This window comes from Thioclava sp. DLFJ4-1 (assembly GCF_002020145.1).
GTDB lineage: Bacteria > Pseudomonadota > Alphaproteobacteria > Rhodobacterales > Rhodobacteraceae > Thioclava > Thioclava sediminum.
Window position 1 is genome coordinate 677379 of record NZ_MPZT01000001.1, and the last position, 21871, is coordinate 699249.

At 65.7% G+C, this 21871-nt stretch carries 24 protein-coding genes and 2 tRNA genes; 14 read left to right on the plus strand and 12 right to left on the minus strand.

The features are described from left to right. Nucleotides 1–26 precede the first annotated feature (26 nt). Nucleotides 27–923 carry a formyltetrahydrofolate deformylase gene (gene purU / locus BMI85_RS02985; RefSeq protein WP_078546283.1) on the plus strand — a complete coding sequence of 299 codons (897 nt, stop codon included), beginning with the start codon at nucleotides 27–29 and terminating at the stop codon, nucleotides 921–923. Here the strand turns inward: purU and BMI85_RS02990 are convergent, their stop codons facing one another. Beyond that, the gene (locus BMI85_RS02990) at nucleotides 924–1460 is read right to left on the minus strand and encodes a 5-formyltetrahydrofolate cyclo-ligase (RefSeq protein WP_078599453.1); all 537 of its coding nucleotides are present in this window, start codon (nucleotides 1458–1460) and stop codon (nucleotides 924–926) included. Further along, the gene (gene mgtE / locus BMI85_RS02995; protein WP_078539714.1) at nucleotides 1457–2842 is read right to left on the minus strand and encodes a magnesium transporter; all 1386 of its coding nucleotides are present in this window, start codon (nucleotides 2840–2842) and stop codon (nucleotides 1457–1459) included. The genes BMI85_RS02990 and mgtE overlap by 4 nt, the downstream gene beginning before the upstream one ends. A gap of 146 nt (nucleotides 2843–2988) precedes the next feature. Here mgtE and guaD point away from each other — a divergent pair, with 146 nt between their 5' ends. Both guaD and BMI85_RS03005 read left to right on the plus strand, forming a co-directional pair. Further along, nucleotides 2989–4272, plus strand: a complete 1284-nt coding sequence (gene guaD / locus BMI85_RS03000) for a guanine deaminase (RefSeq protein ID WP_078599454.1) — start codon at nucleotides 2989–2991, stop codon at nucleotides 4270–4272. Then, complete coding sequence (locus BMI85_RS03005) at nucleotides 4269–5000, plus strand: hypothetical protein (protein WP_078599455.1); 732 nt, start codon at nucleotides 4269–4271, stop codon at nucleotides 4998–5000. The genes guaD and BMI85_RS03005 overlap by 4 nt, the downstream gene beginning before the upstream one ends. Here BMI85_RS03005 and BMI85_RS03010 read toward each other — a convergent pair. From BMI85_RS03010 to BMI85_RS03040, 7 genes are all read right to left on the minus strand, one after another. Continuing rightward, nucleotides 4990–6327, minus strand: a complete 1338-nt coding sequence (locus BMI85_RS03010) for an 8-oxoguanine deaminase (protein WP_078599456.1) — start codon at nucleotides 6325–6327, stop codon at nucleotides 4990–4992. The genes BMI85_RS03005 and BMI85_RS03010 overlap by 11 nt on opposite strands. Nucleotides 6328–6393: 66 nt before the next feature. Beyond that, on the minus strand, nucleotides 6394–6960 hold the full coding sequence (locus tag BMI85_RS03015; protein ID WP_078599457.1) for a peroxidase-related enzyme: 567 nt from the start codon (nucleotides 6958–6960) through the stop codon (nucleotides 6394–6396). A 76-nt stretch (nucleotides 6961–7036) separates the two neighbouring features. Further along, the gene (gene xth / locus BMI85_RS03020; RefSeq protein ID WP_078546271.1) at nucleotides 7037–7846 is read right to left on the minus strand and encodes an exodeoxyribonuclease III; all 810 of its coding nucleotides are present in this window, start codon (nucleotides 7844–7846) and stop codon (nucleotides 7037–7039) included. 66 nt (nucleotides 7847–7912) lie between these two features. Beyond that, entirely contained in the window at nucleotides 7913–8524 is a 612-nt protein-coding gene (locus BMI85_RS03025) for an inner membrane-spanning protein YciB (protein ID WP_078599458.1), read from the minus strand. 6 nt (nucleotides 8525–8530) lie between these two features. Next, nucleotides 8531–9433, minus strand: a complete 903-nt coding sequence (locus tag BMI85_RS03030; RefSeq protein WP_078546269.1) for an EamA family transporter — start codon at nucleotides 9431–9433, stop codon at nucleotides 8531–8533. Nucleotides 9434–9614: 181 nt separating this feature from the next. Next, nucleotides 9615–10895: a signal recognition particle-docking protein FtsY gene (gene ftsY / locus BMI85_RS03035; protein WP_078546267.1), complete on the minus strand. Its 1281-nt coding sequence runs from the start codon at nucleotides 10893–10895 to the stop codon at nucleotides 9615–9617. Between the two features lie 55 nt (nucleotides 10896–10950). Then, nucleotides 10951–11586: a lysoplasmalogenase family protein gene (locus tag BMI85_RS03040; protein ID WP_210402300.1), complete on the minus strand. Its 636-nt coding sequence runs from the start codon at nucleotides 11584–11586 to the stop codon at nucleotides 10951–10953. Nucleotides 11587–11684: 98 nt separating this feature from the next. Between BMI85_RS03040 and BMI85_RS03045 the strand changes: the two genes are divergently transcribed. Then, nucleotides 11685–12905: an alkane 1-monooxygenase gene (locus tag BMI85_RS03045; protein WP_078599459.1), complete on the plus strand. Its 1221-nt coding sequence runs from the start codon at nucleotides 11685–11687 to the stop codon at nucleotides 12903–12905. Nucleotides 12906–12960: 55 nt separating this feature from the next. Then, nucleotides 12961–13383: a hypothetical protein gene (locus BMI85_RS03050; protein WP_246832469.1), complete on the plus strand. Its 423-nt coding sequence runs from the start codon at nucleotides 12961–12963 to the stop codon at nucleotides 13381–13383. Nucleotides 13384–13386: 3 nt separating this feature from the next. On the opposite strand, the gene xseA is transcribed toward BMI85_RS03050, so the two are convergent. Then, complete coding sequence (xseA, locus tag BMI85_RS03055; RefSeq protein WP_078599460.1) at nucleotides 13387–14967, minus strand: exodeoxyribonuclease VII large subunit; 1581 nt, start codon at nucleotides 14965–14967, stop codon at nucleotides 13387–13389. Nucleotides 14968–15059: 92 nt separating this feature from the next. Between xseA and purD the strand changes: the two genes are divergently transcribed. The 6 genes from purD (at nucleotide 15060) to BMI85_RS03085 (ending at nucleotide 18947) form a co-directional block, all read left to right on the plus strand. Continuing rightward, on the plus strand, nucleotides 15060–16325 hold the full coding sequence (purD, locus tag BMI85_RS03060) for a phosphoribosylamine--glycine ligase (protein ID WP_078599461.1): 1266 nt from the start codon (nucleotides 15060–15062) through the stop codon (nucleotides 16323–16325). Between the two features lie 432 nt (nucleotides 16326–16757). Continuing rightward, nucleotides 16758–16832, plus strand: a tRNA-Gly gene (locus BMI85_RS03065). A 22-nt stretch (nucleotides 16833–16854) separates the two neighbouring features. Next, nucleotides 16855–16929: transfer RNA gene (locus BMI85_RS03070), tRNA-Gly, on the plus strand. A gap of 127 nt (nucleotides 16930–17056) precedes the next feature. After that, nucleotides 17057–17644, plus strand: a complete 588-nt coding sequence (gene hisB, locus BMI85_RS03075; protein ID WP_078599462.1) for an imidazoleglycerol-phosphate dehydratase HisB — start codon at nucleotides 17057–17059, stop codon at nucleotides 17642–17644. Beyond that, on the plus strand, nucleotides 17644–18282 hold the full coding sequence (hisH, locus tag BMI85_RS03080) for an imidazole glycerol phosphate synthase subunit HisH (protein WP_078599463.1): 639 nt from the start codon (nucleotides 17644–17646) through the stop codon (nucleotides 18280–18282). Before hisB ends, hisH begins: the two co-directional genes overlap by 1 nt. Further along, nucleotides 18282–18947: an ATP-binding protein gene (locus BMI85_RS03085; protein ID WP_078599464.1), complete on the plus strand. Its 666-nt coding sequence runs from the start codon at nucleotides 18282–18284 to the stop codon at nucleotides 18945–18947. The genes hisH and BMI85_RS03085 overlap by 1 nt, the downstream gene beginning before the upstream one ends. A gap of 52 nt (nucleotides 18948–18999) precedes the next feature. On the opposite strand, the gene BMI85_RS03090 is transcribed toward BMI85_RS03085, so the two are convergent. Beyond that, nucleotides 19000–19386 carry a DUF2147 domain-containing protein gene (locus tag BMI85_RS03090; protein ID WP_078519662.1) on the minus strand — a complete coding sequence of 129 codons (387 nt, stop codon included), beginning with the start codon at nucleotides 19384–19386 and terminating at the stop codon, nucleotides 19000–19002. A gap of 145 nt (nucleotides 19387–19531) precedes the next feature. Here BMI85_RS03090 and hisA point away from each other — a divergent pair, with 145 nt between their 5' ends. Beyond that, nucleotides 19532–20251 carry a 1-(5-phosphoribosyl)-5-[(5-phosphoribosylamino)methylideneamino]imidazole-4-carboxamide isomerase gene (hisA, locus tag BMI85_RS03095; protein ID WP_075776131.1) on the plus strand — a complete coding sequence of 240 codons (720 nt, stop codon included), beginning with the start codon at nucleotides 19532–19534 and terminating at the stop codon, nucleotides 20249–20251. Between the two features lie 102 nt (nucleotides 20252–20353). Further along, nucleotides 20354–20824, plus strand: a complete 471-nt coding sequence (locus tag BMI85_RS03100; protein ID WP_078599465.1) for a hypothetical protein — start codon at nucleotides 20354–20356, stop codon at nucleotides 20822–20824. A gap of 60 nt (nucleotides 20825–20884) precedes the next feature. Here the strand turns inward: BMI85_RS03100 and BMI85_RS03105 are convergent, their stop codons facing one another. Further along, nucleotides 20885–21472 carry a TetR/AcrR family transcriptional regulator gene (locus tag BMI85_RS03105; protein WP_078539730.1) on the minus strand — a complete coding sequence of 196 codons (588 nt, stop codon included), beginning with the start codon at nucleotides 21470–21472 and terminating at the stop codon, nucleotides 20885–20887. Between the two features lie 114 nt (nucleotides 21473–21586). Between BMI85_RS03105 and BMI85_RS03110 the strand changes: the two genes are divergently transcribed. Then, nucleotides 21587–21790, plus strand: a complete 204-nt coding sequence (locus BMI85_RS03110) for a hypothetical protein (protein WP_078599466.1) — start codon at nucleotides 21587–21589, stop codon at nucleotides 21788–21790. Nucleotides 21791–21871: the final 81 nt, after the last annotated feature.

Genomic DNA, 21871 nt, shown 5'->3' on the forward strand with positions numbered 1-21871 from the left:
GGGCGAAAGATCAAAAGGGATGCGACATGACCCAGACTGCCGACGCTTACGTTCTCACCGTTGCCTGCCCCTCGACGCGGGGGATCGTCGCGGGGATCGCGAACGTGTTGGCCGATCAGGGCTGCAACATCACCGACTCGCATCAGTATGACGACCCGAAGACGGGCCAGTTCTTCATGCGCGTCAGCTTCGTCTCCGAGAAAGGCAAGGATGCCGAGGCGATCCGCGCCGCCTTCGAGCCGGTCGCCAAGGATTTCGAGATGGACTGGGCGGTCCGCGACTCCCGCGAGAAGATGAAGGTTCTGGTGATGGTGTCGAATTTCGGCCACTGCCTGAACGACCTTCTCTACCGCTGGCGCATCGGTGCGCTGCCGATCGAGATCGTGGGCGTGGTGTCGAACCACATGACCTATCAGAAGGTCGTCGTGAACCATGACCTGCCCTTCCACCACATCAAGGTAACGAAAGAGAACAAGCCCGAGGCCGAGAAGCGCCTTCTGGACGTGGTCGATGAATCGGGCGCGGAACTGATCGTGCTGGCGCGCTACATGCAGATTCTGTCGGATGCGCTGTGCCAGAAGATGTCGGGCCGGATCATCAACATCCACCACTCCTTCCTGCCGAGCTTCAAAGGCGCGAACCCCTACAAGCAGGCTTACGAGCGTGGTGTGAAGCTGATCGGGGCGACCTCGCATTACGTGACCGCCGATCTCGACGAAGGCCCGATCATCGAGCAGGACACCGTGCGCGTCACCCATGCGCAGAGCCCGTCGGATTACGTCTCGCTGGGCCGTGACGTCGAGGCGCAGGTGCTGTCGCGTGCAATCCACGCCCATGTGCAACACAGGGTGTTCCTCAACGACAGCAAGACGGTCGTCTTCCCGGCTTCGCCCGGCGCCTACGCCTCCGAGCGGATGGGCTGATCAAAGATGTAGGATGCCCGCCTCGGTCACGATCATGTCGAGAGGCTGATCGGTCGACTCGGTGGGCACTTCCGGCGCTTCCTGCGCCGCAAAAGCAAAGCCGATCGCCGTGACGGGGCCGCGTGCGCGCAGCCCCTCCAGCGTGCGGTCGTAGAAGCCGCCGCCATAGCCCAGCCGATAGCCCTGCGCGTCGAAAGCCAGTAGCGGCACGATCAGCACCTCGGGCGTGATCTCTTCGCCCTCCGCCGGGATATGCGCCCCGAAAGCGCCCGCGATCATCTCGGTCTCGGGCGTCCAGCGGTGAAAGACCAAAGGCTGCGCCTCCGCGACCACCACCGGCAAACAGAGCGGCCCACCATGGGCCACCATCGCCGGGCGCGGATCGGGCTCGGTCCGGATCGGCCAATAGCCCGCCAGCACCTTGCCCGCGAAAGGCTCTAGCGCCGCCGTCAGCGCACGGGTCGCCGCGCCATCATCGGCAGCATGGGCGGCCTTACGCGCCGCGAAAGCGTCCTTGCGCGCGAGATCCTTGCTCATAGCAGAACCACGGAGGCCAGCCCGAGGAAGGCGAAGAAGCCCACCACATCGGTCATCGTCGTGACGAAGGTGCCCGAGGCCAGCGCTGGGTCCGCGCCGAGCTTCTCAAGCGCGAGCGGGATCAGGATGCCCGACAAGGCAGCCACCACGAGGTTGATCACCATCGCCAGCCCGATCACGATGCCAAGCTGTGCGCCCGAGAACCAGAAGGCGGCCACCGCGCCCATCACGACTGCGAAGGCGAGACCGTTCAGCAGCCCCACGATGGCTTCCCGTCGCACGACCCGCCAGACGTTGCTGTCGGTCAGATCGCGCGTGGCGAGTGCGCGCACCGCCACGGTCAGGGTCTGCGTGCCCGCATTGCCGCCCATCGAGGCCACGATGGGCATCAGCACGGCCAGCGCCACAAGCTGCTGGATCGTGCCCTCGAAGATCGAGATCACCGCCGAGGCGAGGATCGCCGTCAGCAGGTTCACGAAGAGCCACGGCAGGCGCTGGCGCACGGTTTCCAGAACGGTATCCGAGATCGCGGATTCATCGCCCACACCGGCGAGGCGGAGGATGTCTTCCTCGTGTTCCTCGTCGAGCACGGACATTGCGTCGTCGATGGTAATCACGCCGACTAGGCGGTCGTCTTCATCCACAACCGGGGCCGAGATCAGGTGATACTGGTTGAACGCATAGGCCACGTCGCCCTCGTCCTGATAGGCCGAGATCTTGCGGAACTCTTCCTCGCAAATCTCGATCAGCTTCGAGGCGCGCGGGGCGGACAGGATGCGTCCCAGAGTGACATTGCCGACCGGATGATGGCCCGGATCGACGAGGGTCACGTGATAGAACTGGTCGGGCAGCCATTTGGCTTTCCGCAGAAAGTCGATCGTCTCGCCCACCGTCCAATGCTCGGGCGCGGTCACGACCTCGCGCTGCATCAAGCGACCGGCGGAATATTCGGGATAGCCCAGCGATTTCTCGACTGCGGCCCGGTCGGTCTCGTCGAGCGCGCCGAGGATCGCTTCCTGCTGCGGCTCCTCAAGGTCTTCGATCAGGTCGACGACGTCATCGGAATCGAGCTCACGGACAGCGTCGGCCAGAACTTCGGGCGGCAGGCTCGCGAGAACCTCCTCGCGGATACCCTCATCGATCTCGGTCAGGATCTCGCCGTCGATCTGGCGGCCCCAGAGGCGAAGGATTTCGCGCCGCTCATGGCCGGAGACCTGTTCGATAAGGTCGGCGATATCGGCGGCGTGCAAGGGCTCGAGCAGCTCGCTCAGGCGATCTGCATCTTCCTGCTCGACGGCATCGAGAATTTCCTCGACCAGCTCTCCGCTCAGCCGATAATCCTCTTCCTCGCGCTCTGTCTCTTCGGCAAGTGCTTCGGCCATGTCGCCCCCATTCCGATCGCGCGTGAAACATAGCTGTTTTCTCGCAGATGGACAGGGGGGCGAGGGCGAAAAAGAAGCGCCGCGACGGCAGAGATTTACCTTCGCCCCGCCCCGCCCTAGCATGACGCGTCGGACAGGAGAGAATGATGGCTGAGCTGCACCTTGGGCAGGTTCTGGAATACCGTGGCGACGCGCTTGTCGAGGGGCCGGAGGCGGTCACGCACCGGCGCCGCGGCGGTATGCTGATCGACGGCGGTATGATCGCCGCCGTGGGCGAGGCCGACGATCTGCGCGAGGCCCATCCGCAGGCCGAGATCGTCGATCATGGCGACCACCTCCTGTCGCCCGGGTTCGTCGATGCGCATGTGCATTACCCGCAGACCGCGATCGTCGCGAGCTGGGGCAAGCGGCTGATCGACTGGCTCAACACCTATACTTTCCCCGAAGAGATTTCCTTCGCCGATCCCGCCCATGCCGAAGAGATCGCGACCCGCTATCTCGATCTGGCGCTGATGAACGGCACGACGTCGATGTGCAGCTATTGCACGATCCATCCCGCCAGCGTCGAAGCCTTCTTCACCGCCGCCAAGGCCCGCGGAATGCGCGCCGCGGCGGGCAAGACCTGCATGGATCGCCACGCCCCCGAGGCTTTGCGCGACACGCCTCAATCCGCCTATGACGACAGCCGCATCCTCTTGCAGAAATGGCACGGGACGGGCCGGCTGAGCTATGTCATCACGCCGCGCTTCTCCCCCACCTCGTCGGCGGATCAGCTTTGCGCCTTGGGCGCGCTCTGGGCGGAGCATCCCGATTGTCTGATGCAGACCCATCTGAGCGAGCAGGTGGACGAGATCGCCTGGGTGCGCGAGCTATACCCCACCGCGCGCGACTACCTCGACACTTACGAGACCTATGGCTTGCTGGGCGAGAACGCGCTTTACGGCCACGCGATCCATCTGGAACCGCGCGAGGCCGACCGGATCAAGGAGGTCGGCGCGGCGCTGATTCATTGCCCGACCTCGAACACGTTCATCGGGTCGGGGCTCTTCGACTGGCCGACGCGTCTGGCCGAGGGGCAGCAAATCGGTCTGGCCACCGATACCGGCGGCGGGTCGAGCTTTTCGATGCTGCGCACGATGGCCGCGGCCTATGAGATCGGGCAGCTGACGCATCAGCCGCTGCACCCCGCGCAGCTTTGGTGGCTGGCCACGCAGGGCTCGGCCAAGTCGATGCGAATGGGCGACAAGATCGGTGCGCTGGCGCCGGGGATGGAGGCGGATTTCATCGCCGTCGACCTCGCCTCGACGCTTGCCATCTCGCAACGCGCGGCGCGGGCGAATGACATCTGGGAGGCGATCTTCCCGACGATCATGATGGGCGACGACCGCGCGATAGCGGGCACCTGGGTCGCGGGCAAGCGGCTGCATTGAACGACCCAGCTTTCGAGAGGGTCTACGCCCGCGCACCTTTCACGGTCGATTTCCTAGACGGTGGCGGCGGCGATCTGGTCATCTCCTTCGCCTCGATCGGCCATGCCCCAAGCCGCCCGCCCGCACCGGAATTCGTCGCCACTGCCACGGGGCGCGGCACGCCCGGCTTCCCGCGCCGAGCGTTGTTCATCAGCGACGAAAGCCGCAGCTGGGCAAACGATCCGGGTTTCGCCCCTGCCCTGCGCGCCGCCTTGGCGGAGGTGACGCGCCGCCGCCCCGTCACCCGCATCGCCGCCATTGGCCTCTCGATGGGCGCGGTCTCGGCGCTGGTCGCAGCGGAGGTGATCCCGGTCGATGTGGTGCTCGCGCTGTCGCCGCAAGTCTCGGTCAAACCGGGCGTCGTGCCGGGGGAGACGCGCTGGAGCGAGTGGACCTCTCGGATCGGAACATTCGCCCGCGAGACCACGCCGCTCCCGCCCGCGCCATGCTGGACGATCCTGTGCCACGGCGCGCATGACGATCTGGATCAGGCCATGCACTTCCCGCGCGCGTCAAATGTCGACCACCTGATCTTCCCCGCTCTTGGCCATTCCGACCTCGGGCCGCATCTGAAGGCGCGCGGTGGGCTATCGGGGCTGATGGAGGCCGCCCTTGCAGGCGACCGTCGCCGCCTGCTGCGGATCGCGAGCGCCGCCGGTGCCGTGCGGCGCGAAAAGTTCAGCCCATAAGCCGTGCCGCGAGACGGTTTTGCGTCTCGATCACGCGCGGCATGTCGATTGTCACCACCTGCCCGTCGCGCACCACCTGACGGCCCTCGACGAAGAGGTGTTTCACCTTGGGCGGCCCGCACAGCACCAGTGCCGCGACCGGATCCCATGCGCCTGCCGCCTCCAGCCCCGAGACATCCCAGATCGCCACATCCGCGCGTTTTCCGGGGGCGAGCACCCCGCAATCGGGACGACCCAGCACCTGCGCCCCGCCCAAAGTCGCGATCTCCAGCGCCTCGCGCGCGGCCATCGCGTCGGCGCCGTTTTGCACCCGCTGCAGCAGCATCGCCATGCGCGCCTCGCCGATGAGGCTCCCTGCATCGTTCGAGGCCGAGCCATCGACGCCAAGCGCCACCTTCACCCCCGCATCGCGCATCTGCCGCACCGGCGCGATGCCCGACCCCAGACGGCAGTTCGAGCACGGACAATGCGCAACGCCCGTCTTCGTGCGCGCGAACAGGTCGATTTCGCCCGCGTCCAGCTTCACGCAATGGGCGTGCCAGACATCGTCGCCGGTCCAGCCCAGATCTTCCGCATACTGCCCCGGCCGACAGCCGAACTGCTCCAAGCTGTAGGAAATATCCTCGTCATTCTCGGCCAGATGGGTGTGCAGCATCACACCCTTGTCGCGCGCCAGCAGCGCCGCATCGCGCATCAGCTCGCGCGAGACGGAAAACGGCGAGCACGGCGCGATCCCCACCCGGCACATCGAGCCCTCGCCTGCATCGTGGAACGCATCGACGACCCGGATGCAGTCGTTGAGGATCGCGTCCTCGCGCTCGACCAGACTATCCGGCGGCAGGCCGCCATCGCTCTCGCCGATGCTCATCGCGCCGCGGGTGGGGTGGAAGCGCAGGCCCAGCTCGGCGGCGGCGTGGATCGTGTCCTCCAGCCGCGCGCCATTCGGATACATATACAGATGATCGGAACTGGTGGTGCAGCCGGTCAGCGCCAGCTCCGCGAGCCCCACCTGCGCCGAGACGCGGATTTCCTCGGGCCCCATCTTCGCCCAGATCGGATAGAGCGTCTGCAGCCAGCCAAATAGCAGCGCATCTTGGCCCCCCGGCACCGCGCGCGTCAGCGTCTGGTAAAGATGGTGATGGGTATTCACGAGCCCCGGCGTGACGACACAGCCCTTGGCCTCGACCACCTCGCCCGTGCTTTCCAGCCCCGGCCCGACGGCGGCGATCTGCCCGTCGCGCAGCAGCAGATCCGCGCCCTTCAGCTCGCGCCGGGTGCCGTCCATCGTGACGATCACCTCGGCGCCCCGGATCAAGATATCGCCCATCGCGCGCTCCTACTGGCTGGTTTCGCCAGAGCCTAGACCGCGCGGATGGGCGAAGACCAGAGGCGCTCAGCGCCCCATCGCGTAGAACTCGGGGTTCGGCGGGATCGCGGCCATGTTCACCAAGCGGTTCGACAGGCTGAAAAACGCGGTGATCGCGCCGATGTCCCAGATATCGTCATCGGTGAACCCGTGGGCGCGCAGCGCTTCGTAATCGGCCTCCTCGACCTCCTGCGCGCGCAGGCTCACCTTCATCGCGAAGTCGAGCATCGCGCGCTGGCGCGGCGTGATCTCGGACTTGCGGTAATTCACCGCGACCTGATCGGCGATCAGCGGGTTCTTGGCGCGGATGCGCAGGATAGCCCCATGCGCGATCACGCAATACTGGCACTCATTGGCCGCCGAGGTCGCCACCACGATCATCTCGCGCTCGGCGATGGTCAGGTTGCCGGGCTTCTCCATCAGCGCGTCATGATAGGCGAAGAAGGCGCGACACTCGTCGGGGCGATGCGCCAGCGCGAGGAAGATGTTCGGGATGAACCCGGCCTTCTCGTGAACCGCCTCGATCCGCGTGCGGATATCCTCAGGCATGTCGGCGAGTTTCGGCACCGGATGCCGGCTGATCTTGTCTTGCATGTGGGGTCTCCTCTTCTCCGCCGCCACTATGCACAGCTGCGACGGGGCCGAGGAAATGACGTTGCGGCAATCGCGATCAGAGGTCGAGCGTGATCCACACCGGCACGTGATCCGAGGGCTTGTCGCGGCCGCGAATTTCCTTGTCGATGCCGACATCGCGCAGCAGATCCGCCGCCTGCGGCGACAGCAGCAGATGGTCGATCCGGATGCCGTTATTCTTCTGCCAGGCGCCTGCCTGATAATCCCAGAAGGAGTAATGCCCCGGCCCTTGGACCCGGGCGCGGAACGCCTCGGTGAAACCGAGATTGAGGATACGGCGGAAGGCTTCGCGGCTTTGCGGCAGCGCCAGCGCATCACCGCGCCACGCCTCGGGTTTCGCGGCATCCTCGTCCTGCGGAATGATGTTGTAATCGCCCGCCATCACGAAAGGCTCTTCCAGCGCCAGCAGCTCTTCCGCGCGCGCCTTCATCCGCTCCATCCATGACAGCTTGTAAGCGTATTTGCCGCCTTCGACGGGCTGGCCCGCATCGTCCAGCTCCACCGGGTTGCCATTGGGCAGATAGAGACCACAGAGCCGCACCGCGCCCTTGTCGCCGACCACGGTGGCCTCGATCCAGCGCGCCTGTTCGTCACCCTCGTCCCCGGGCAGGCCGCGCGTTACATCCTCCAGAGGCAGCTTCGAGAGGATCGCGACGCCGTTGAAGCTTTTCTGACCGTGCGTCTCGACGGAATAGCCCAGCTCCTCGAATATCTCGCGCGGGAAACCCTCGTCGACCGACTTGATCTCCTGCAGCAAAGCCACGTCGGGCTCAGCCTCCTTCAGCCAATCGACCAGCGCCTGATGGCGCGCCTTGATGCCGTTGATGTTGAAGGTGGCGATTTTCATGTGCGGCTCCGGGTTTGGCAGTCGCGAAAGGTGTAACGGATCGCGGCGGGCGCGGACAGGGCGGAGTTAGCCCTCCTCGCTCTCTTCCGTGTCGATCCCATGACGCTCGAACAACTTGGCCTGCGACATGATGAAGGCGATCATGATGATCGGCAGACCGAAAGTCTTGAAATCGACCCAATGCGCGTCCGACATCGTGCGCCAGACGATCTCATTGGCGACGGCAAGGCCCAGAAACAGCCAGACGAAGCGCTTGGTCAGGATCATCCAGCCCTCATGCGCCATCGGCATCGCCTCGTTCATCACCAGTTGCAGCCACGCCTTGCCGCGCAGCAATCCGGCCCCGAGGATACCCGCAAACAGCAGGTAGATAATCGTGGGCTTCATCTTGAAGAAGGTCGGATCGTTCAGCCAGACCGACAGCCCGCCGAAGATCGCCACCAGCACGAGCGTCGCGATCTGCATCGCCGAGAGCTTGCCGGTCAGCAGCCACAGGATCAGCGTCGTCGCCGCGATCAGCGGGATGAACAGCGCGGTGGCCACAACGAAGCCCGAGTAATCGGTACCGAGGATCGTGTAAGTGCCGTCCTTGAGCCGGTTGAAGGCGATGAAGAACACGATGAGCGGCCCCCAGTCGAGCGCCGCTTTCACCCAGGGGGAAATCTTTTTCTCTGCCATCTGCCTTTACCTGCCTGCTATCTCAACGATCACGGCCCCTGCCGCGATCAGCGCCATCAGGGCCGTGCGCCGCGGCCCCACTTTCTCGCCCAGCACGAGCCAGCCGATGAGCGCTGCGAAGACCGTGGACGTCTCGCGCAGCACCGCCGCCTCGCCCACCTTGTCGAGCCGTGTCGCCAACATGATCGAGCCAAAGGAGAAATAAGCAACAATCGCGCCGATAACACCCCTCTTGATGAGCGGCACCATTTCCGAACTCGGCAGTTTCGTCCAGCGCCGCGCGGTGAAGATCGGCATGAACCAGCCGTCGATGAAGAAGAACCACGCAAGGAAGGTGAACGGATCGGCGGTCGCGCGGATGCCATAGGCGTCATAGGTGGTGTAGAGCGCGACGAAGGCGCCGGTCGCCACGGCCAGCATCAGGGCGGGCACCATCGTCTCGCGATCGACCGTCACGTTGCGCAGGTTGTAGAGCGCAAGCCCGTAGATGCCCGCCAGCAGCGTCGCCACCCCGGCCCACTGGCCCAGCGTGAAATGCTCACCGAAGATGAACCCCGCCCCGATGACCGCGAAAAGCGGTCCGGTGCCGCGCACCACCGGATAGACCACCGTATAGGCCCCGCGCTGGTAGCAGGCCGCCTGCAGCAGCTTGTAGGCGACATGGATGAAGAACACGCCCACGAAGATCGGCCACATGAAGGGCTCGGGCCACGGCACCACGAAAAGCGCGAAGGGGGCTGCGATGATCCCGTAGCTCGCATCGATCGCGGCGCGGCTGAGCCACGGATCGTGGCGCCCCTTCTGCAACGCCCCGAACAGCGCGTGAAGAAAAGCCGCGAGCAGAGCGAGGCTCAGCGCGAGGTGCTTGCCGGTCTCGGTGCCCGAGACGGAGATGATCCAGTCGCTCAAGGGGAAGTCCTTCGTGATGTCGGCGGCAAGGGGGCGCTGCCCCCTCTGGCCTCAGGGCCATTCACCCCCGGGATATTTCGACCAAGGGGAAGAGGAAAGGCGCATCCCTCTCTTCGCTCTTGCACAAATATCCCGGGGGGCGCGCGCAAGCGCGGGGGGGGCAGCGCCCCCCTTCCCGACGTCAGTCTTCGAGACCGACGAGGGCCTGCGCGAATTCCTCCGGATCGAAAGGCGCCAGATCGTCGAGTTGCTCGCCCACCCCGATCGCGTGGATCGGCAGGCCGAACTTGTCGGCCAGCGCTACCAGAACGCCGCCCTTCGCGGTGCCGTCGAGCTTGGTCATCACCAACCCCGACACGTTCGAGATTTTGCGGAACACGTCGACCTGTTGCAGCGCGTTCTGCCCCGTCGTCGCATCGAGCACGAGAAGCGTGTTATGCGGCGCGGTCTCGTCGACCTTGCGGATCACGCGCACGATCTTGGCGAGTTCTTCCATCAGGTCGGCGCGGTTTTGCAACCGGCCTGCGGTGTCGATCATCAGGAGGTCCGCACCTTCGGCCTCGGCCTTCTTCATCGCATCATAGGCGAGCGAGGCCGGGTCCGAGCCTTCGGGCGCGGTCAGGACCGGCACGCCGGCGCGATCGCCCCAGACCTGCAGCTGTTCGACGGCGGCTGCGCGGAACGTGTCGCCCGCCGCGATCACGACCTGCTTGCCGGCGGCGCGGAATTGCGAGGCAAGCTTGCCGATCGTCGTGGTCTTGCCCGAGCCGTTGACGCCCACCACCAGCACGACCTGCGGCTTCCTCGGGTAAAGCGGCAGCGGCTTCGCGACCGGCTCCATGATCCGGGCGACCTCTTGGGCCAGCAGCCCCTTGATCTCGGAGACCGAGAGCTTGCGGCCCATCCGCCCCTCCGCGAGGTTCGCCGAGACGCGCAGCGCGGTGTCCACGCCCATGTCGGAGGCGATCAGCAGCTCTTCGAGGCTCTCCAACATCTCGTCATCGAGGACGCGGCGCGGCTCGGCGGGTTTCGCCTCGCCGCCGCCGAAGATGCGGCCCAGAAGGCCGGGTTTCTTCGGCTCGGGGCTGGGACGTTCGGGCGCGGGCTCGACGTCGAGCGGCGCTTTGGCGATCTGCGCGTGCTCCTCCTCGACCGGTTCGGTCACCGGCGCGGGCACGTAGCCGGGCGCAGGTGGCGTCGGATCGGGGAGGTTGATCGTCTCGCTGTGCCGCGGTTCGGGCTCAGGCTCTGCCTCGGGCTCCGGTTCCGGCGCGGGTTCGGCGCGGGTCTGCGGCGCGGCCTCGGGGGAGGTCTCTGCGGGCGTCGCGGGCGCGGAAGGTTCCGGCGTCTGCGCGACCTCGTCTTCACTGGCCGCATTCTCGGCAACGATATCCTCGAGGCCCTGCTCGAGCTTCGAGGAGGAACGCGTCAGACGCGATTTGAGCTTTTTGAAAAACGACATGGATCAGGCCTTTCCTTACGCTCCACCTAGTTCATCGCAGGCCCGGATGGAAGGCTTATCCCCCGGCAAAACCGGATCCCGCGCCCCAGCCGATCAAGGCCTGACCGCCCCAGTAGAGCACCCAGAGCGCGCGTGCCGCCAGCTGTTTGCGGCCAGCGTCGCGCAGCACGAACATCTCCAGCGCGAGGATCAGGTCAGAGAGGACGAAGGCGAGGCTGCCCACGACCACCATCAGATAGCCCGCAGGCAGGCCCATCGCCACCGCCGCCATCGCCACGATGATCCAGATATAGCTGCGCACCGGCCAGCACAGTCCGCCCGTGCGCGGCAGCAGCCAGAACTCCGCCGAGAGCCCCAGCGCGATGAGCGGGATAGTCCAGGCGGAGGGCTGCGCGCCCATGTCGAGGAACCCCAGAAGATAGGCCAGATGCCCCGCAGCAAAAGCCGCCATGCCGATCAGGAAGGCCCGCTGGCCGGGGCGCGACAGGGCGAAATCGCCCGCCGCCCCGAGCGCGAGACCTGCGAGGATCGCAAGCGGCGCGCCCATGGCCGCCGCCATCGGAATCAGCGCCACGACGGAGGCGGTCTTCACGAGGGTTTTCGCGCCGCTTTCCCCCGCGCCTGCATGACGCGCGAGGTAAATCAGCGCGAAGACGGCGGCGATGAGGAGACTGATCGGGGCTGCGGACATCATGGCCACATCTCGCGCAGAAAAGCCCGACCGCCGCAAGCGGGGCCATAAAAGGGTCGAAATTGGCGAAAGAATAGCGCAAAACCATTGCACTATTGATGTTGAGCGAAGCGGACCCGCAGCACGTGACCCAAGGCAAAGACCCTTCACGCAAGCGCCGCCTGAGCGGAGCAATTGCCAATCTGCTGCGGCGGTCGCGCGAGATCCCCGGGGTCGACAGTTTCGCGGTCGTGACGCTTCTGCCGGTGCCGCTTCTGCTGGTGGCGGGCGTCTTCGGCGGGATCGCGGCCTGGGCGGCACTGGTCTGGATCGGGCTGTGCATGTTCATCCTGGATGAGGCGCTGAAGCATCCCTCTCCCGATGCGCCGGAAGGCTCGGAATTCCCGGCAGCGGATGCGCTGTCGACGACGCTGGCGGTGGTGCATTTCGTGCTGCTCGTGCTCGGCGTGGCGGCGATGTCGGGGCATACGCTGCTGGAGGGGCCGAGCTGGATCGCGGTCTGGCTGGCCTTTGGGCTGTTCTTCGGGCAGGTGTCGAATTCCAACGCGCATGAGCTGATCCATCGCTCAGACAAACGGCTGTTTCTGCTGGGGAAATGGGTCTATATCTCGCTGCTTTTCGGGCATCACACTTCGGCGCACCGGCTTGTCCATCACCGTTTCGTCGCGACGCCGGACGATCCGAATTCCGCGCAGCTTGGCGAGGGGTTCTGGTCGTTTGCGCCGCGGGCCTGGATCGGCAGCTTCATCGGCGGCTACGAGATGGAGCGCAACCGCTTCGCCCGCCTGCCTGCGATCGATCCGAAAGCGCCGCTGAGCGCGCGGATCAAGGCGAGGATCGCGCGGCTCGGCCCCTACCCGTCCTATCTGCTGGGCGGGCTGTGGTTCGCGGTGCTGTTCGGGATGCTCTTCGGGGCCGAGGGCGTGGTGGCTTACCTGATGCTCTGCGCCTATGCGCAGGTGCAGATCCTGCTCGCCGATTACGTCCAGCACTACGGATTGTCACGCAAGCGTCGAGGCGATGGCAGTTTCGATCCGGTGGATGCGCATCACAGCTGGGACGCGCCCGCGCCGATCACCTCGCTGTGGATGCTCAACGCGCCGCGCCATTCGGATCACCACGCACATCCGGCCCGAGAATATCCGGCGCTGCGGCTTGGCGATCTGACCGAGACGCAGCGGCCCGTCCTGCCGCGCAGCCTGCCCGCGATGGCGGCGCTGGCGCTGTTCCCGCCGCTGTGGCGCCGGGTCATGGACAAGCGCGTGAAGGCCTTGGGCAAAGCGCAGCCAGTCGGCACCGATGCGCCCAGCGCGCGCTAGGCAAGCGGGCCGCGATCTGGCAGGTTGGGTGAAAGACCTTGCCGGAGCCTCCCCCATGCGCCCGAACCCGATCCTGACTCTATCCCTTGCGGCCTTGGCTCTGATGCCGACGCTGGCGGCCGCTGCCGATCCGCTCGGCCCACCGCTCAATGCGGAGCAATTCGATCAGCGCACCGTCGGGCGCACAATCACCTATTCGGTCTTCGGCCAGCCCTACGGCTCCGAGCAATACAAGCCCGGCCACAAGGTGATCTGGGCCTTCACCGAAAGCGAGTGCAAGGAAGGCGACTGGTATCAGGACGGGCAGTATATCTGCTTCGATTACGGCGAATACGCGCCGCTGCAATGCTGGACCTTCTACGACACGGCGCAGGGGCTGCTCGCACAGTTCAAGGGTGATCCCTCGCAGGAGCCGCTGGTCAGCCTGTCCGAAAGCCAGGATCCGCTGGTCTGTCAGGGTCCGGATGTGGGCGTGTGAGCCTCAGAACAGACTGCCCTGAGACGGGCCCGGATCGGGCTTTTTCTTCTTCGGCTTCGGCGGCGCAGCACTGCCGCCCCCGCCCGGGATGACCGCGAGCTTGCCATCGGCGAACTCGATTTCGAGACCGGGCTGCTTCTCCGCCACCGCTTGCGAGGTCACCACGCCATCGGGGCCGCGCACCACCGCATAGCCGCGCTTGAGCGTCTCGGTATAGCCCAGCGTCTGGCGCATCCGGTCGAGCCGCTCGAGCCGTTCGCGCTGCGCCTCGATCCGGGCGGGCAAGGAGCGCTCGAGCCGGGCTTCCAGCCCCGCCAGCCGCTCGGCGCCGTCGCGGTTGCGCCTTTGCGCATCGCCGATCATCCGCACCCGCGCCGCATCCAGCCGCCGCGTAAGCTGCGTATGATCCTGCGTGGCGCGCCGCATCCTCGCCGCTGGCGCCGGTGCGAGCCGCGCCGACAAGCCGTCGATCTCGCGCGAGCGATCCCGGATGAAGCGCCGCAGCAGGTTCGGCGAGATTTGCGCAGCCAGCGGCGCGAAACGGGTATTCTTGCGCAGGACCAGCGTACGCAGCGCAGGGCCCAGCCGCTCGGCCCAGAGATCGAAGCTTTGCCGCGCCGGTTGCGTCAGCGCCTCGGGACGGCCCAGCCCGCGCGCCAGATCGCGCAGCCGCTGGCCGCGCTGATCGAGCCGCCCGCGCGCCGCCCGCATCATCCGCGTCTGTGCCTCCGACAGCCAAGCGGCCAGTTCGGCGCGCACCGGCACCGCCATCTCCGCAGCCGCGGTGGGCGTGGGGGCGCGCCGGTCGGCGGCGTGATCCACCAGCGTCGTATCGGTCTCGTGGCCCACCGCCGAAATCACTGGGATCTCGCTTTCGGCCACGGCGCGGACCACGGCCTCTTCGTTGAACCCCCAGAGGTCTTCGATCGAGCCGCCGCCGCGCGCGACGATGATCAGATCGGGGCGCGGGATCTCCCCGTCCGGCGCGAGTTCATTGAAGCCCCGCACCGCGCGGGCCACTTCCGGAGCGCAGGCCTGTCCCTGCACCGCCACCGGCCAGATCAGCACATGGCGCGGGAAGCGGTCGGCGAGCCTGTGCAGAATGTCGCGGATCACCGCCCCCGAAGGCGAGGTCACCACGCCGATCACCTGCGGCAGCCACGGAATGGGCTTCTTGCGGCCCGCGTCGAACAGCCCCTCGGCGGCCAGCGCCTTGCGCCGCGCCTCCAGCATCGCCATCAGCGCACCCGCGCCCGCCGGTTCGACATTGTCGACGATCAGCTGATATTTCGACTGCCCCGCGAAAGTTGTCATCCGGCCCGTGGCGATGACCTCCATCCCCTCCTCGGGGCGGACCTGCATCTTTGCCACCTGCCCTTTCCAGCTGACGGCGGCGATCACCGAGCGGTCGTCCTTGAGATCGAAATACATATGCCCCGAGCGCGGCATCGACACACGGCCGACTTCGCCGCGCACCCGGACGCGGCCGAATTCCCCCTCGATCACGCGCTTCACCGCCCCCGAAATCTCGGAAACGGTGTAGTCATGCGCGTTCGAGCCGCTTTCGTCGTCGAGAAGGTCCATATGCCTGCCTGCTTGAGCGTTGGTCCGGGGCGCTTGCCTCAGAGTTTCGCGCAGCTTAGAAGGCGGGAAAGCGAAGGCCAAGGGGGCGAGCGATGAACATTCTGGTTCTGGGCGGCGGCGGGCGCGAACATGCGCTGGCTTGGGCGATCAAGCAAAATCCGAAATGCGACCGGCTGATCGTGGCCCCGGGCAATGCCGGGATCGCACAGATCGCCGATTGCGCGGCGATCGATCCGAACGATGCGGCGGCGGTGCTGGAACTCTGCGAGGCCAATGCGGTCGATTTCGTGGTGATCGGGCCGGAAGCGCCGCTCGCTGCGGGCGTGGCCGATGCGCTGCGCGCGCAGAACATCCTGACCTTCGGCCCCTCGGCGGAGGCCGCGAAGCTGGAAGCCTCGAAAGCCTTCACGAAAGAAATTTGCGACGCCTGTGGCGCGCCCACCGCCGCCTATGCCCGCTTCACCAGCGCGGAAGGCGCGAAGGGCTATGTACGCGAACAGGGCGCGCCGATCGTAGTGAAGGCCGACGGTCTCGCCGCCGGTAAGGGCGTGATCGTCGCGATGACGCTCGATGAGGCGTTCAATGGCATCGACGAGATTTTCGGCGGCGCGTTCGGAAGCGCGGGCGCGGAAGTCGTGATCGAGGAATTCATGGAGGGCGAGGAAGCCTCGCTCTTCGTGCTGTGCGATGGCGAGAACGTGCTCGCCGTGGGCGGCGCGCAGGACCACAAGCGCGTCGGCGAAGGCGATACCGGCCCGAACACCGGCGGCATGGGCGCCTATTCCCCCGCCCCGATCCTTAGCCCCGAGATCGAGGCGAAGGCGATGGACGAGATCGTCCGCCCCACCGTCGCCGAGATGGCCAAGCGCGGCACCCCGTTCCAGGGCGTGCTCTATGCCGGGCTGATGATCAAGGATGGCCAGCCGCGGCTCGTGGAATACAACGTGCGCTTCGGCGATCCCGAATGTCAGGTGCTGATGCTGCGGCTCGGAGCGCAGGCGCTCGATCTGCTGCTGGCCTGCGCGGAAGGGCGGTTGAACGAGGTGCAGGCGCAGTGGGCGCCGGATCACGCGATGACCGTGGTGATGGCCGCGCAGGGCTATCCCGGCGCCTATGAAAAAGGCTCGGTGATCGGCGGGCTCGACGCGCTGCCCGAAGACGGCTCGCGCATGGTCTTCCACGCGGGCACCTCCGAGAAAGACGGACACGTCGTCGCAAGCGGCGGCCGCGTGCTCAACGTCACCGCCCGCGGCGAGAGCCTGCAGGAAGCGCGCGATCGGGCCTATGAAATGGTCGACGCGATCGACTGGCCCGAAGGCTTCTGTCGCCGCGATATCGGCTGGCGGGCGCTGAGCTGACCCGAGGGGTGGAGGGGGCGCTGCCCCCGCTGGCTGCGCCAGCCCCCCGGGATATTTCCACCAAGCCGAACGGGCGTAACGGAACATTAACTACGCTCACGCTATCAAGGATTCGCGGAACAGGCGGGGACGCCGATGACCGCCCAAGACGAACGTGCCCGGCTCGCCCGCCCTTCTGCGGATCGAGTCGGGCATTTTTCGTTTTCGGCTTGGGTCAAATATCCCGGGGGGCTGGCGCAGCCAGCGGGGGCAGAGCCCCCTCGCTTGGCGCGTCCTGAGCCCGCCGGCTTGCTGTCCTCTTGCGTCGCTAGGTGCTTGCAACGCAGCTCGGCACCACCTGCCGAAACGTCAGGCAGGAATTTTCCCCTTCGCGCAAAATTTCCTCTTGCAGCCTACGCCGCTATCCCCTAAATCCGCCTCCACCGAACCGGCGCGGGCGTAGCTCAGGGGTAGAGCATAACCTTGCCAAGGTTAGGGTCGGGCGTTCGAATCGCCTCGCCCGCTCCAGTTCGGTCAAATACCCAAGGATGCGGGCGTAGCTCAGGGGTAGAGCATAACCTTGCCAAGGTTAGGGTCGGGCGTTCGAATCGCCTCGCCCGCTCCAATACAAAAAAGCCTCCCTTCGGGGAGGCTTTTGTTTTTCCGCCCCACTGCCCGTCAATCGACATGCCCCCGCTTGAGCGCGCCCCCTGCCCCGGCCTATAAGGCGGTGAGTTTCAAGGAGGCGCCCAATGCGCAAAGCCACGATCAGCCGCAAGACCGCCGAGACCGAGATCAGCGTTGAGATCGATCTCGACGGGACCGGTCAATTCGATAACAAGACGGGCGTGGGCTTCTTCGACCACATGCTCGATCAGCTCGCGCGGCATTCGCTGATCGACATGACGGTGCGGGCGAAGGGCGATCTGCATATCGACGATCACCACACGGTCGAGGATACCGGGATCGCACTGGGTCAGGCGCTGGTGCAGGCGCTTGGCGACAAGCGCGGCATCCGCCGTTACGGCCATTTCGCACTGGCGATGGATGACACGCAGGTGCAATGCGCGCTGGACCTGTCCGCGCGCCCCTTCTTCGTGTGGAATTGCGACATGCCCTCCCCGAAGATCGGCACGTTCGACACCGAACTGGTGCGTGAATTCTTCCAGGCGCTCTCGACCCATGGCGGGATCACGCTGCATATCGACCGCGTGCATGGCTTTAACAGCCACCACATCGCCGAGGCCGCATTCAAATCGGTCGCCCGCGCCCTGCGCATGGCGGTCGAGACCGATCCGCGTATGGGCGGCGTGCTGCCTTCGACCAAAGGGGCGCTTTGATGCTCACGGCACTGGTCGATTACGATTCGGGCAACCTGCACTCGGCCGAGAAGGCGTTTCAGCGCATGGCGAATGAGACGGGTCACGGCACGATCGTCGTGACCTCTGAGCCGGACGTCGTCGCGCGCGCCGACCGGATCGTGCTGCCGGGCGACGGGGCGTTTCCGTCCTGCAGCGCGGCGCTCTATCGCTTCGAGGGGCTGGCGCAGGCGATCGAAGAGGCGGTGACCGTTAAGGGCCGCCCCTTCCTCGGGATCTGCATCGGGATGCAGATGCTGGCGACGCGCGGGCTCGAGTTCCGCGAGACCGAGGGCTTCGGCTGGATCCCCGGAGAAGTGGTGAAGATCGAGCCTTCCGATCCGTCGATGAAGGTCCCGCATATGGGCTGGAACGATCTGGTGATCGACAACGATCACGCCGTGCTCGACGGGATTTCGACCGGCGATCACGCCTATTTCGTGCATAGCTACCACTTCAAGGTGGCCGAGCCGCAGCACCGTCTGGCCTATGCCGAATATGGCACCGAGATCACCGCGATCGTGGGCCGCGACAATATCGTCGGCACCCAGTTCCACCCCGAGAAATCTCAGGCCACCGGTCTGCGACTGATCGCGAATTTCCTCGGCTGGAAACCCTGATGGCGCCCAAGGCGGTTCTGTCGTGGTCCTCGGGCAAGGATTGCGCGATGGCGCTCCATGCTTGCCGCACGGAAGGTCACGCGGATGTCGTGGCGCTGCTGTCCACGACCAACGAGGCTTTCGACCGGGTGGCGATGCATGGGACGCGCAATGAGCTGCTGCGCCGTCAGGCGAAGGCCGTGGGCCTGCCGCTGATCGAGGTGCCGCTGCCCTGGCCCTGCTCGAACGAGGATTACGAGGCTCGGATAGCCTCTGCCATGGATCAGGTGAAGGCGCTTGGCGTCGAGACGATGGTCTTCGGCGATCTCTTCCTCGAAGACGTGCGCGATTACCGGATCGAGAAGCTGAAGCCGCTGGGCGTCGAGGCGATCTTCCCGCTCTGGCAGCGCCCCACGGATCAGCTGGCGCGCGAGATGATCGAAGCGGGGTTCGTCACGCATCTGGTGACGGTGGACCCGAGCAAGCTCGACCCCAGCTTCGCGGGGCGGCGTTTCGATGAAAGCCTGCTGGCCGATCTGCCCGAAGGCGTCGATCCCTGCGGCGAGAATGGCGAGTTTCACACCGCCGTCAGCGCGGGCCCTATCTTTGACGCGCCGATCCCGGTGCGGGTGGGCGAAACGGTGATGCGCGACGGGTTCACCTACGCAGACCTGATCCCCGAGTAAGTCCGGCGAGAAATCCCGGCCCGCCGCGTCATCGCAGGGGCCGGGGAATACATCACTTCACGCGCTGCCAGTCCTGCGACTTGCAGAACAGACCGCCCGCCACGCAACCAGCCAGCGCCATCGCGTTGCCGTTCACGGTGACCTTGCCGAGGTAGATCTTGTTGTTGGACGGACGCCAGACCTTGCCCTGGTATTTGTTGTTGCCCTTCGGCTCCATCCCGATCACGAGCTGCTTGCCGAGGTTTTCCGACTTGTACTCGCTGCCGCCCTTGAAGGTCCGCACAATGGTGCCGCAGAACTTCGACCCGCAGGGCGCGATGTCCACATAGGCATAGGCGCCGTCATCGGGCTGCGTCTTCCAGGTGCCCTCGATCGGGTCGGCCAGCGCCGCGCCTGCGCCCAGTGCCAGGGTCGCTGCGGCGATCATCAAAGTCTTCATGGCAAATCTCCTCCCTTTTGCCTGCTGGCCGCATCAGGCCATGCAAGAGCGATTCCCGGCAAGCCTGACGTGACGTCCGCGTCAGGCTTGGAAAATCCGCGAACCCGTGGCAAGAGGCATCGCGACAGTTCAGGAGTGCCCACAGATGATCCTCTACCCCGCAATCGACCTCAAGGATGGCCAATGCGTGCGTCTGCTGCATGGCGAGATGGACAAGGCCACGGTCTTCGGTGACGACCCGGCGGCACAGGCGGCCAAGTTCGAGGCGGCGGGTTGCGAATGGGTGCATCTGGTGGACCTCAATGGTGCCTTCGCGGGCGAGCCGGTGAACGCCGCCGCCGTTGAGGCGATCCTGTCGCGCATCAAGGTGCCCGCGCAGCTGGGCGGTGGCATCCGCGACATGGCGACGATCGAGCGCTGGCTGGATAAAGGGCTGGCGCGGGTGATCCTCGGCACCGTCGCGGTCGAGAACCCCGATCTTGTGCGCGAGGCGGCGAAAGCCTTCCCCGGTCAAGTGGCCGTCGGGATCGACGCGCGCAACGGCAAAGTCGCGACCAAGGGCTGGGCGGAAGAGACCGATGTGATGGTCACCGATCTGGCGAAGTCCTTCGAGGACGCGGGCGTCGCCGCGATCATCTACACCGACATCATGCGCGATGGCGCAATGGGCGGGCCCAATATCGCCGCGACCGAGGCATTGGCCCGCGCGGTCGAAATCCCGGTGATCGCGAGCGGTGGCGTGTCGTCCCTGCCCGACCTGATCGCCCTGCGCGACACGGGCGTGATCGCGGGCGCGATCTCGGGGCGCGCGATCTATGACGGGGCACTCGATCTGACCGAGGCGCTGGCGGCCCTGCGCGCCTGACACATCGCTGAGGAAATCCACCGCAAGTGACACAAATCATTGCGTCATGTGAATTTCCGCGTGAGGGTTAACCCAGCGTTAACACCAAGTGTGGAGGGTGCCATGAAACGCATGATGACGATTGCCGCGGTGACCGCTTGCCTCGCAAGCGCGGCCATGGCGAATGATACCAAGGGCTTCGTGGGTCTGAACTGGACCTTCGGCCCGGGCGCGAGCGGCCTTGAAGGGGTGTTCGGCGCGATGAATTACGACCTCGACCCGGATGGCGACATCAACGGGGCGAAGCTGTCGCTGCATCTCGGCATGGGTCCGGGACCGGTTCAGGGCAAGATCAAGCTGACCGGTGTCGCCGGACAGGACAATGCCATGGCGGAACTGGGCATGGGCTACGGCAGCCGTGGCTGGTTCGGCACGGGCGGCCTGATGGGCGAACATTGGACCGTCGGCGGCGATCTGTTCTTCCAGGGCGGCTGGGAAGGCTTCGGCGGCATTCACAGCCTGCAATTCGATCGGCCGAAAGCGCCCACAGCACCGGTTCTGGAGCCGCCGCCGCAGGAGGCTCAGCCCGGCTAAGTCTTGTTAAGCAATTCATCACAGAGGTACAGGGCGGCTTCGGTCGCCCTTTTCCTTAGCTCAAGCGCCCACCGATTTGCGCACCATATCCCAGTAGATATCGGCCACGGTGGCGCGGCTCAGACGACCACCTTCGCGGAACCATGTATTCACCCCGGTCAGCATCGCGATGATCGCCATCGTCGCAAGCTTGGTATCCGGGATCAGGAACACGCCCTCGTCCTGCCCTGCCTTCAGGATCGCTTCCAGCTCGGTCTCGTAGGTCTTGCGCAGCCCCTCGATCACCGCGAAATTCTCCGGGCTCAGGTTGCGCAGCTCCATATAGCTGAGGAACACCGCCTCCGCCCGCTCGAGGTTGAAGCGGATGTGGAAGCGCACGAAACGCTCCAGCCGCGCATGGGCGTCGCCCCCGCCGGGCTCGGCGTGCCACGCGGCGATCAACTCGTCCATGTGGGTCTTCAGCAGATCGAACAGCAGCGCCTCTTTGTCGGGCGTGTAGAGGTAGAGCGCCCCCGCCTGCACCCCCACCGCGCCTGCGATCTGGCGCATCGAGACCGCAGCAAACCCATGCCGCGCAAAGAGCCTTTGCGCCTCGGCGCGGATCTTCGGGCCGGTAATCTCGGAATGGGAGCCAGTCTTGCGTGCCATGATACCGACGCTAACTGAACGGGCGTTCATTATCAAACCCGATTTGCGGCGCAATCGGCACTGGCAATGGGGCCGTGGGCGCAATAGTTTGCCCCTGTCCCGAGAGGAGAAACCATGCGCGCCCCTGCCCTGATCGCCCTGTTTGCCTTGCTGGCCTCGCTCGCCGCCTGTTCGAAACAGTCGATGGAGGGCTATCCGACGCTGCTGCCGATGGACGAGATCCTGACCGATCAGCCCCTCACCCCCGATCCGGCCCCCGAGCTGGAGGCCCGCGCCGATGCGTTGCGCGCCCGCGCAGACGCGATGCGCAGCCAATAAAATCACGCCATAGAGCGGTTGAAGCCGCACGCCGCGTTGCCCTGCCTGCGCTTTCCCGCTAACAGGGCGCAAACCACCAAG

What these genes read in the sequence shown, in the direction of transcription:
- purU (WP_078546283.1), top strand. Translation starts at nt 27, where the DNA reads ATGACCCAGACTGCCGACGCTTACGTTCTCACCGTTGCCTGCCCCTCG.
- BMI85_RS02990 (WP_078599453.1), bottom strand. Translation starts at nt 1,460, where the DNA reads ATGAGCAAGGATCTCGCGCGCAAGGACGCTTTCGCGGCGCGTAAGGCC.
- mgtE (WP_078539714.1), bottom strand. Translation starts at nt 2,842, where the DNA reads ATGGCCGAAGCACTTGCCGAAGAGACAGAGCGCGAGGAAGAGGATTAT.
- guaD (WP_078599454.1), top strand. Translation starts at nt 2,989, where the DNA reads ATGGCTGAGCTGCACCTTGGGCAGGTTCTGGAATACCGTGGCGACGCG.
- BMI85_RS03010 (WP_078599456.1), bottom strand. Translation starts at nt 6,327, where the DNA reads ATGGGCGATATCTTGATCCGGGGCGCCGAGGTGATCGTCACGATGGAC.
- BMI85_RS03015 (WP_078599457.1), bottom strand. Translation starts at nt 6,960, where the DNA reads ATGCAAGACAAGATCAGCCGGCATCCGGTGCCGAAACTCGCCGACATG.
- xth (WP_078546271.1), bottom strand. Translation starts at nt 7,846, where the DNA reads ATGAAAATCGCCACCTTCAACATCAACGGCATCAAGGCGCGCCATCAG.
- BMI85_RS03025 (WP_078599458.1), bottom strand. Translation starts at nt 8,524, where the DNA reads ATGGCAGAGAAAAAGATTTCCCCCTGGGTGAAAGCGGCGCTCGACTGG.
- ftsY (WP_078546267.1), bottom strand. Translation starts at nt 10,895, where the DNA reads ATGTCGTTTTTCAAAAAGCTCAAATCGCGTCTGACGCGTTCCTCCTCG.
- BMI85_RS03040 (WP_210402300.1), bottom strand. Translation starts at nt 11,586, where the DNA reads ATGTCCGCAGCCCCGATCAGTCTCCTCATCGCCGCCGTCTTCGCGCTG.
- BMI85_RS03045 (WP_078599459.1), top strand. Translation starts at nt 11,685, where the DNA reads ATGTTGAGCGAAGCGGACCCGCAGCACGTGACCCAAGGCAAAGACCCT.
- BMI85_RS03050 (WP_246832469.1), top strand. Translation starts at nt 12,961, where the DNA reads ATGCGCCCGAACCCGATCCTGACTCTATCCCTTGCGGCCTTGGCTCTG.
- xseA (WP_078599460.1), bottom strand. Translation starts at nt 14,967, where the DNA reads ATGGACCTTCTCGACGACGAAAGCGGCTCGAACGCGCATGACTACACC.
- purD (WP_078599461.1), top strand. Translation starts at nt 15,060, where the DNA reads ATGAACATTCTGGTTCTGGGCGGCGGCGGGCGCGAACATGCGCTGGCT.
- hisB (WP_078599462.1), top strand. Translation starts at nt 17,057, where the DNA reads ATGCGCAAAGCCACGATCAGCCGCAAGACCGCCGAGACCGAGATCAGC.
- hisH (WP_078599463.1), top strand. Translation starts at nt 17,644, where the DNA reads ATGCTCACGGCACTGGTCGATTACGATTCGGGCAACCTGCACTCGGCC.
- BMI85_RS03085 (WP_078599464.1), top strand. Translation starts at nt 18,282, where the DNA reads ATGGCGCCCAAGGCGGTTCTGTCGTGGTCCTCGGGCAAGGATTGCGCG.
- BMI85_RS03090 (WP_078519662.1), bottom strand. Translation starts at nt 19,386, where the DNA reads ATGAAGACTTTGATGATCGCCGCAGCGACCCTGGCACTGGGCGCAGGC.
- hisA (WP_075776131.1), top strand. Translation starts at nt 19,532, where the DNA reads ATGATCCTCTACCCCGCAATCGACCTCAAGGATGGCCAATGCGTGCGT.
- BMI85_RS03100 (WP_078599465.1), top strand. Translation starts at nt 20,354, where the DNA reads ATGAAACGCATGATGACGATTGCCGCGGTGACCGCTTGCCTCGCAAGC.
- BMI85_RS03105 (WP_078539730.1), bottom strand. Translation starts at nt 21,472, where the DNA reads ATGGCACGCAAGACTGGCTCCCATTCCGAGATTACCGGCCCGAAGATC.
- BMI85_RS03110 (WP_078599466.1), top strand. Translation starts at nt 21,587, where the DNA reads ATGCGCGCCCCTGCCCTGATCGCCCTGTTTGCCTTGCTGGCCTCGCTC.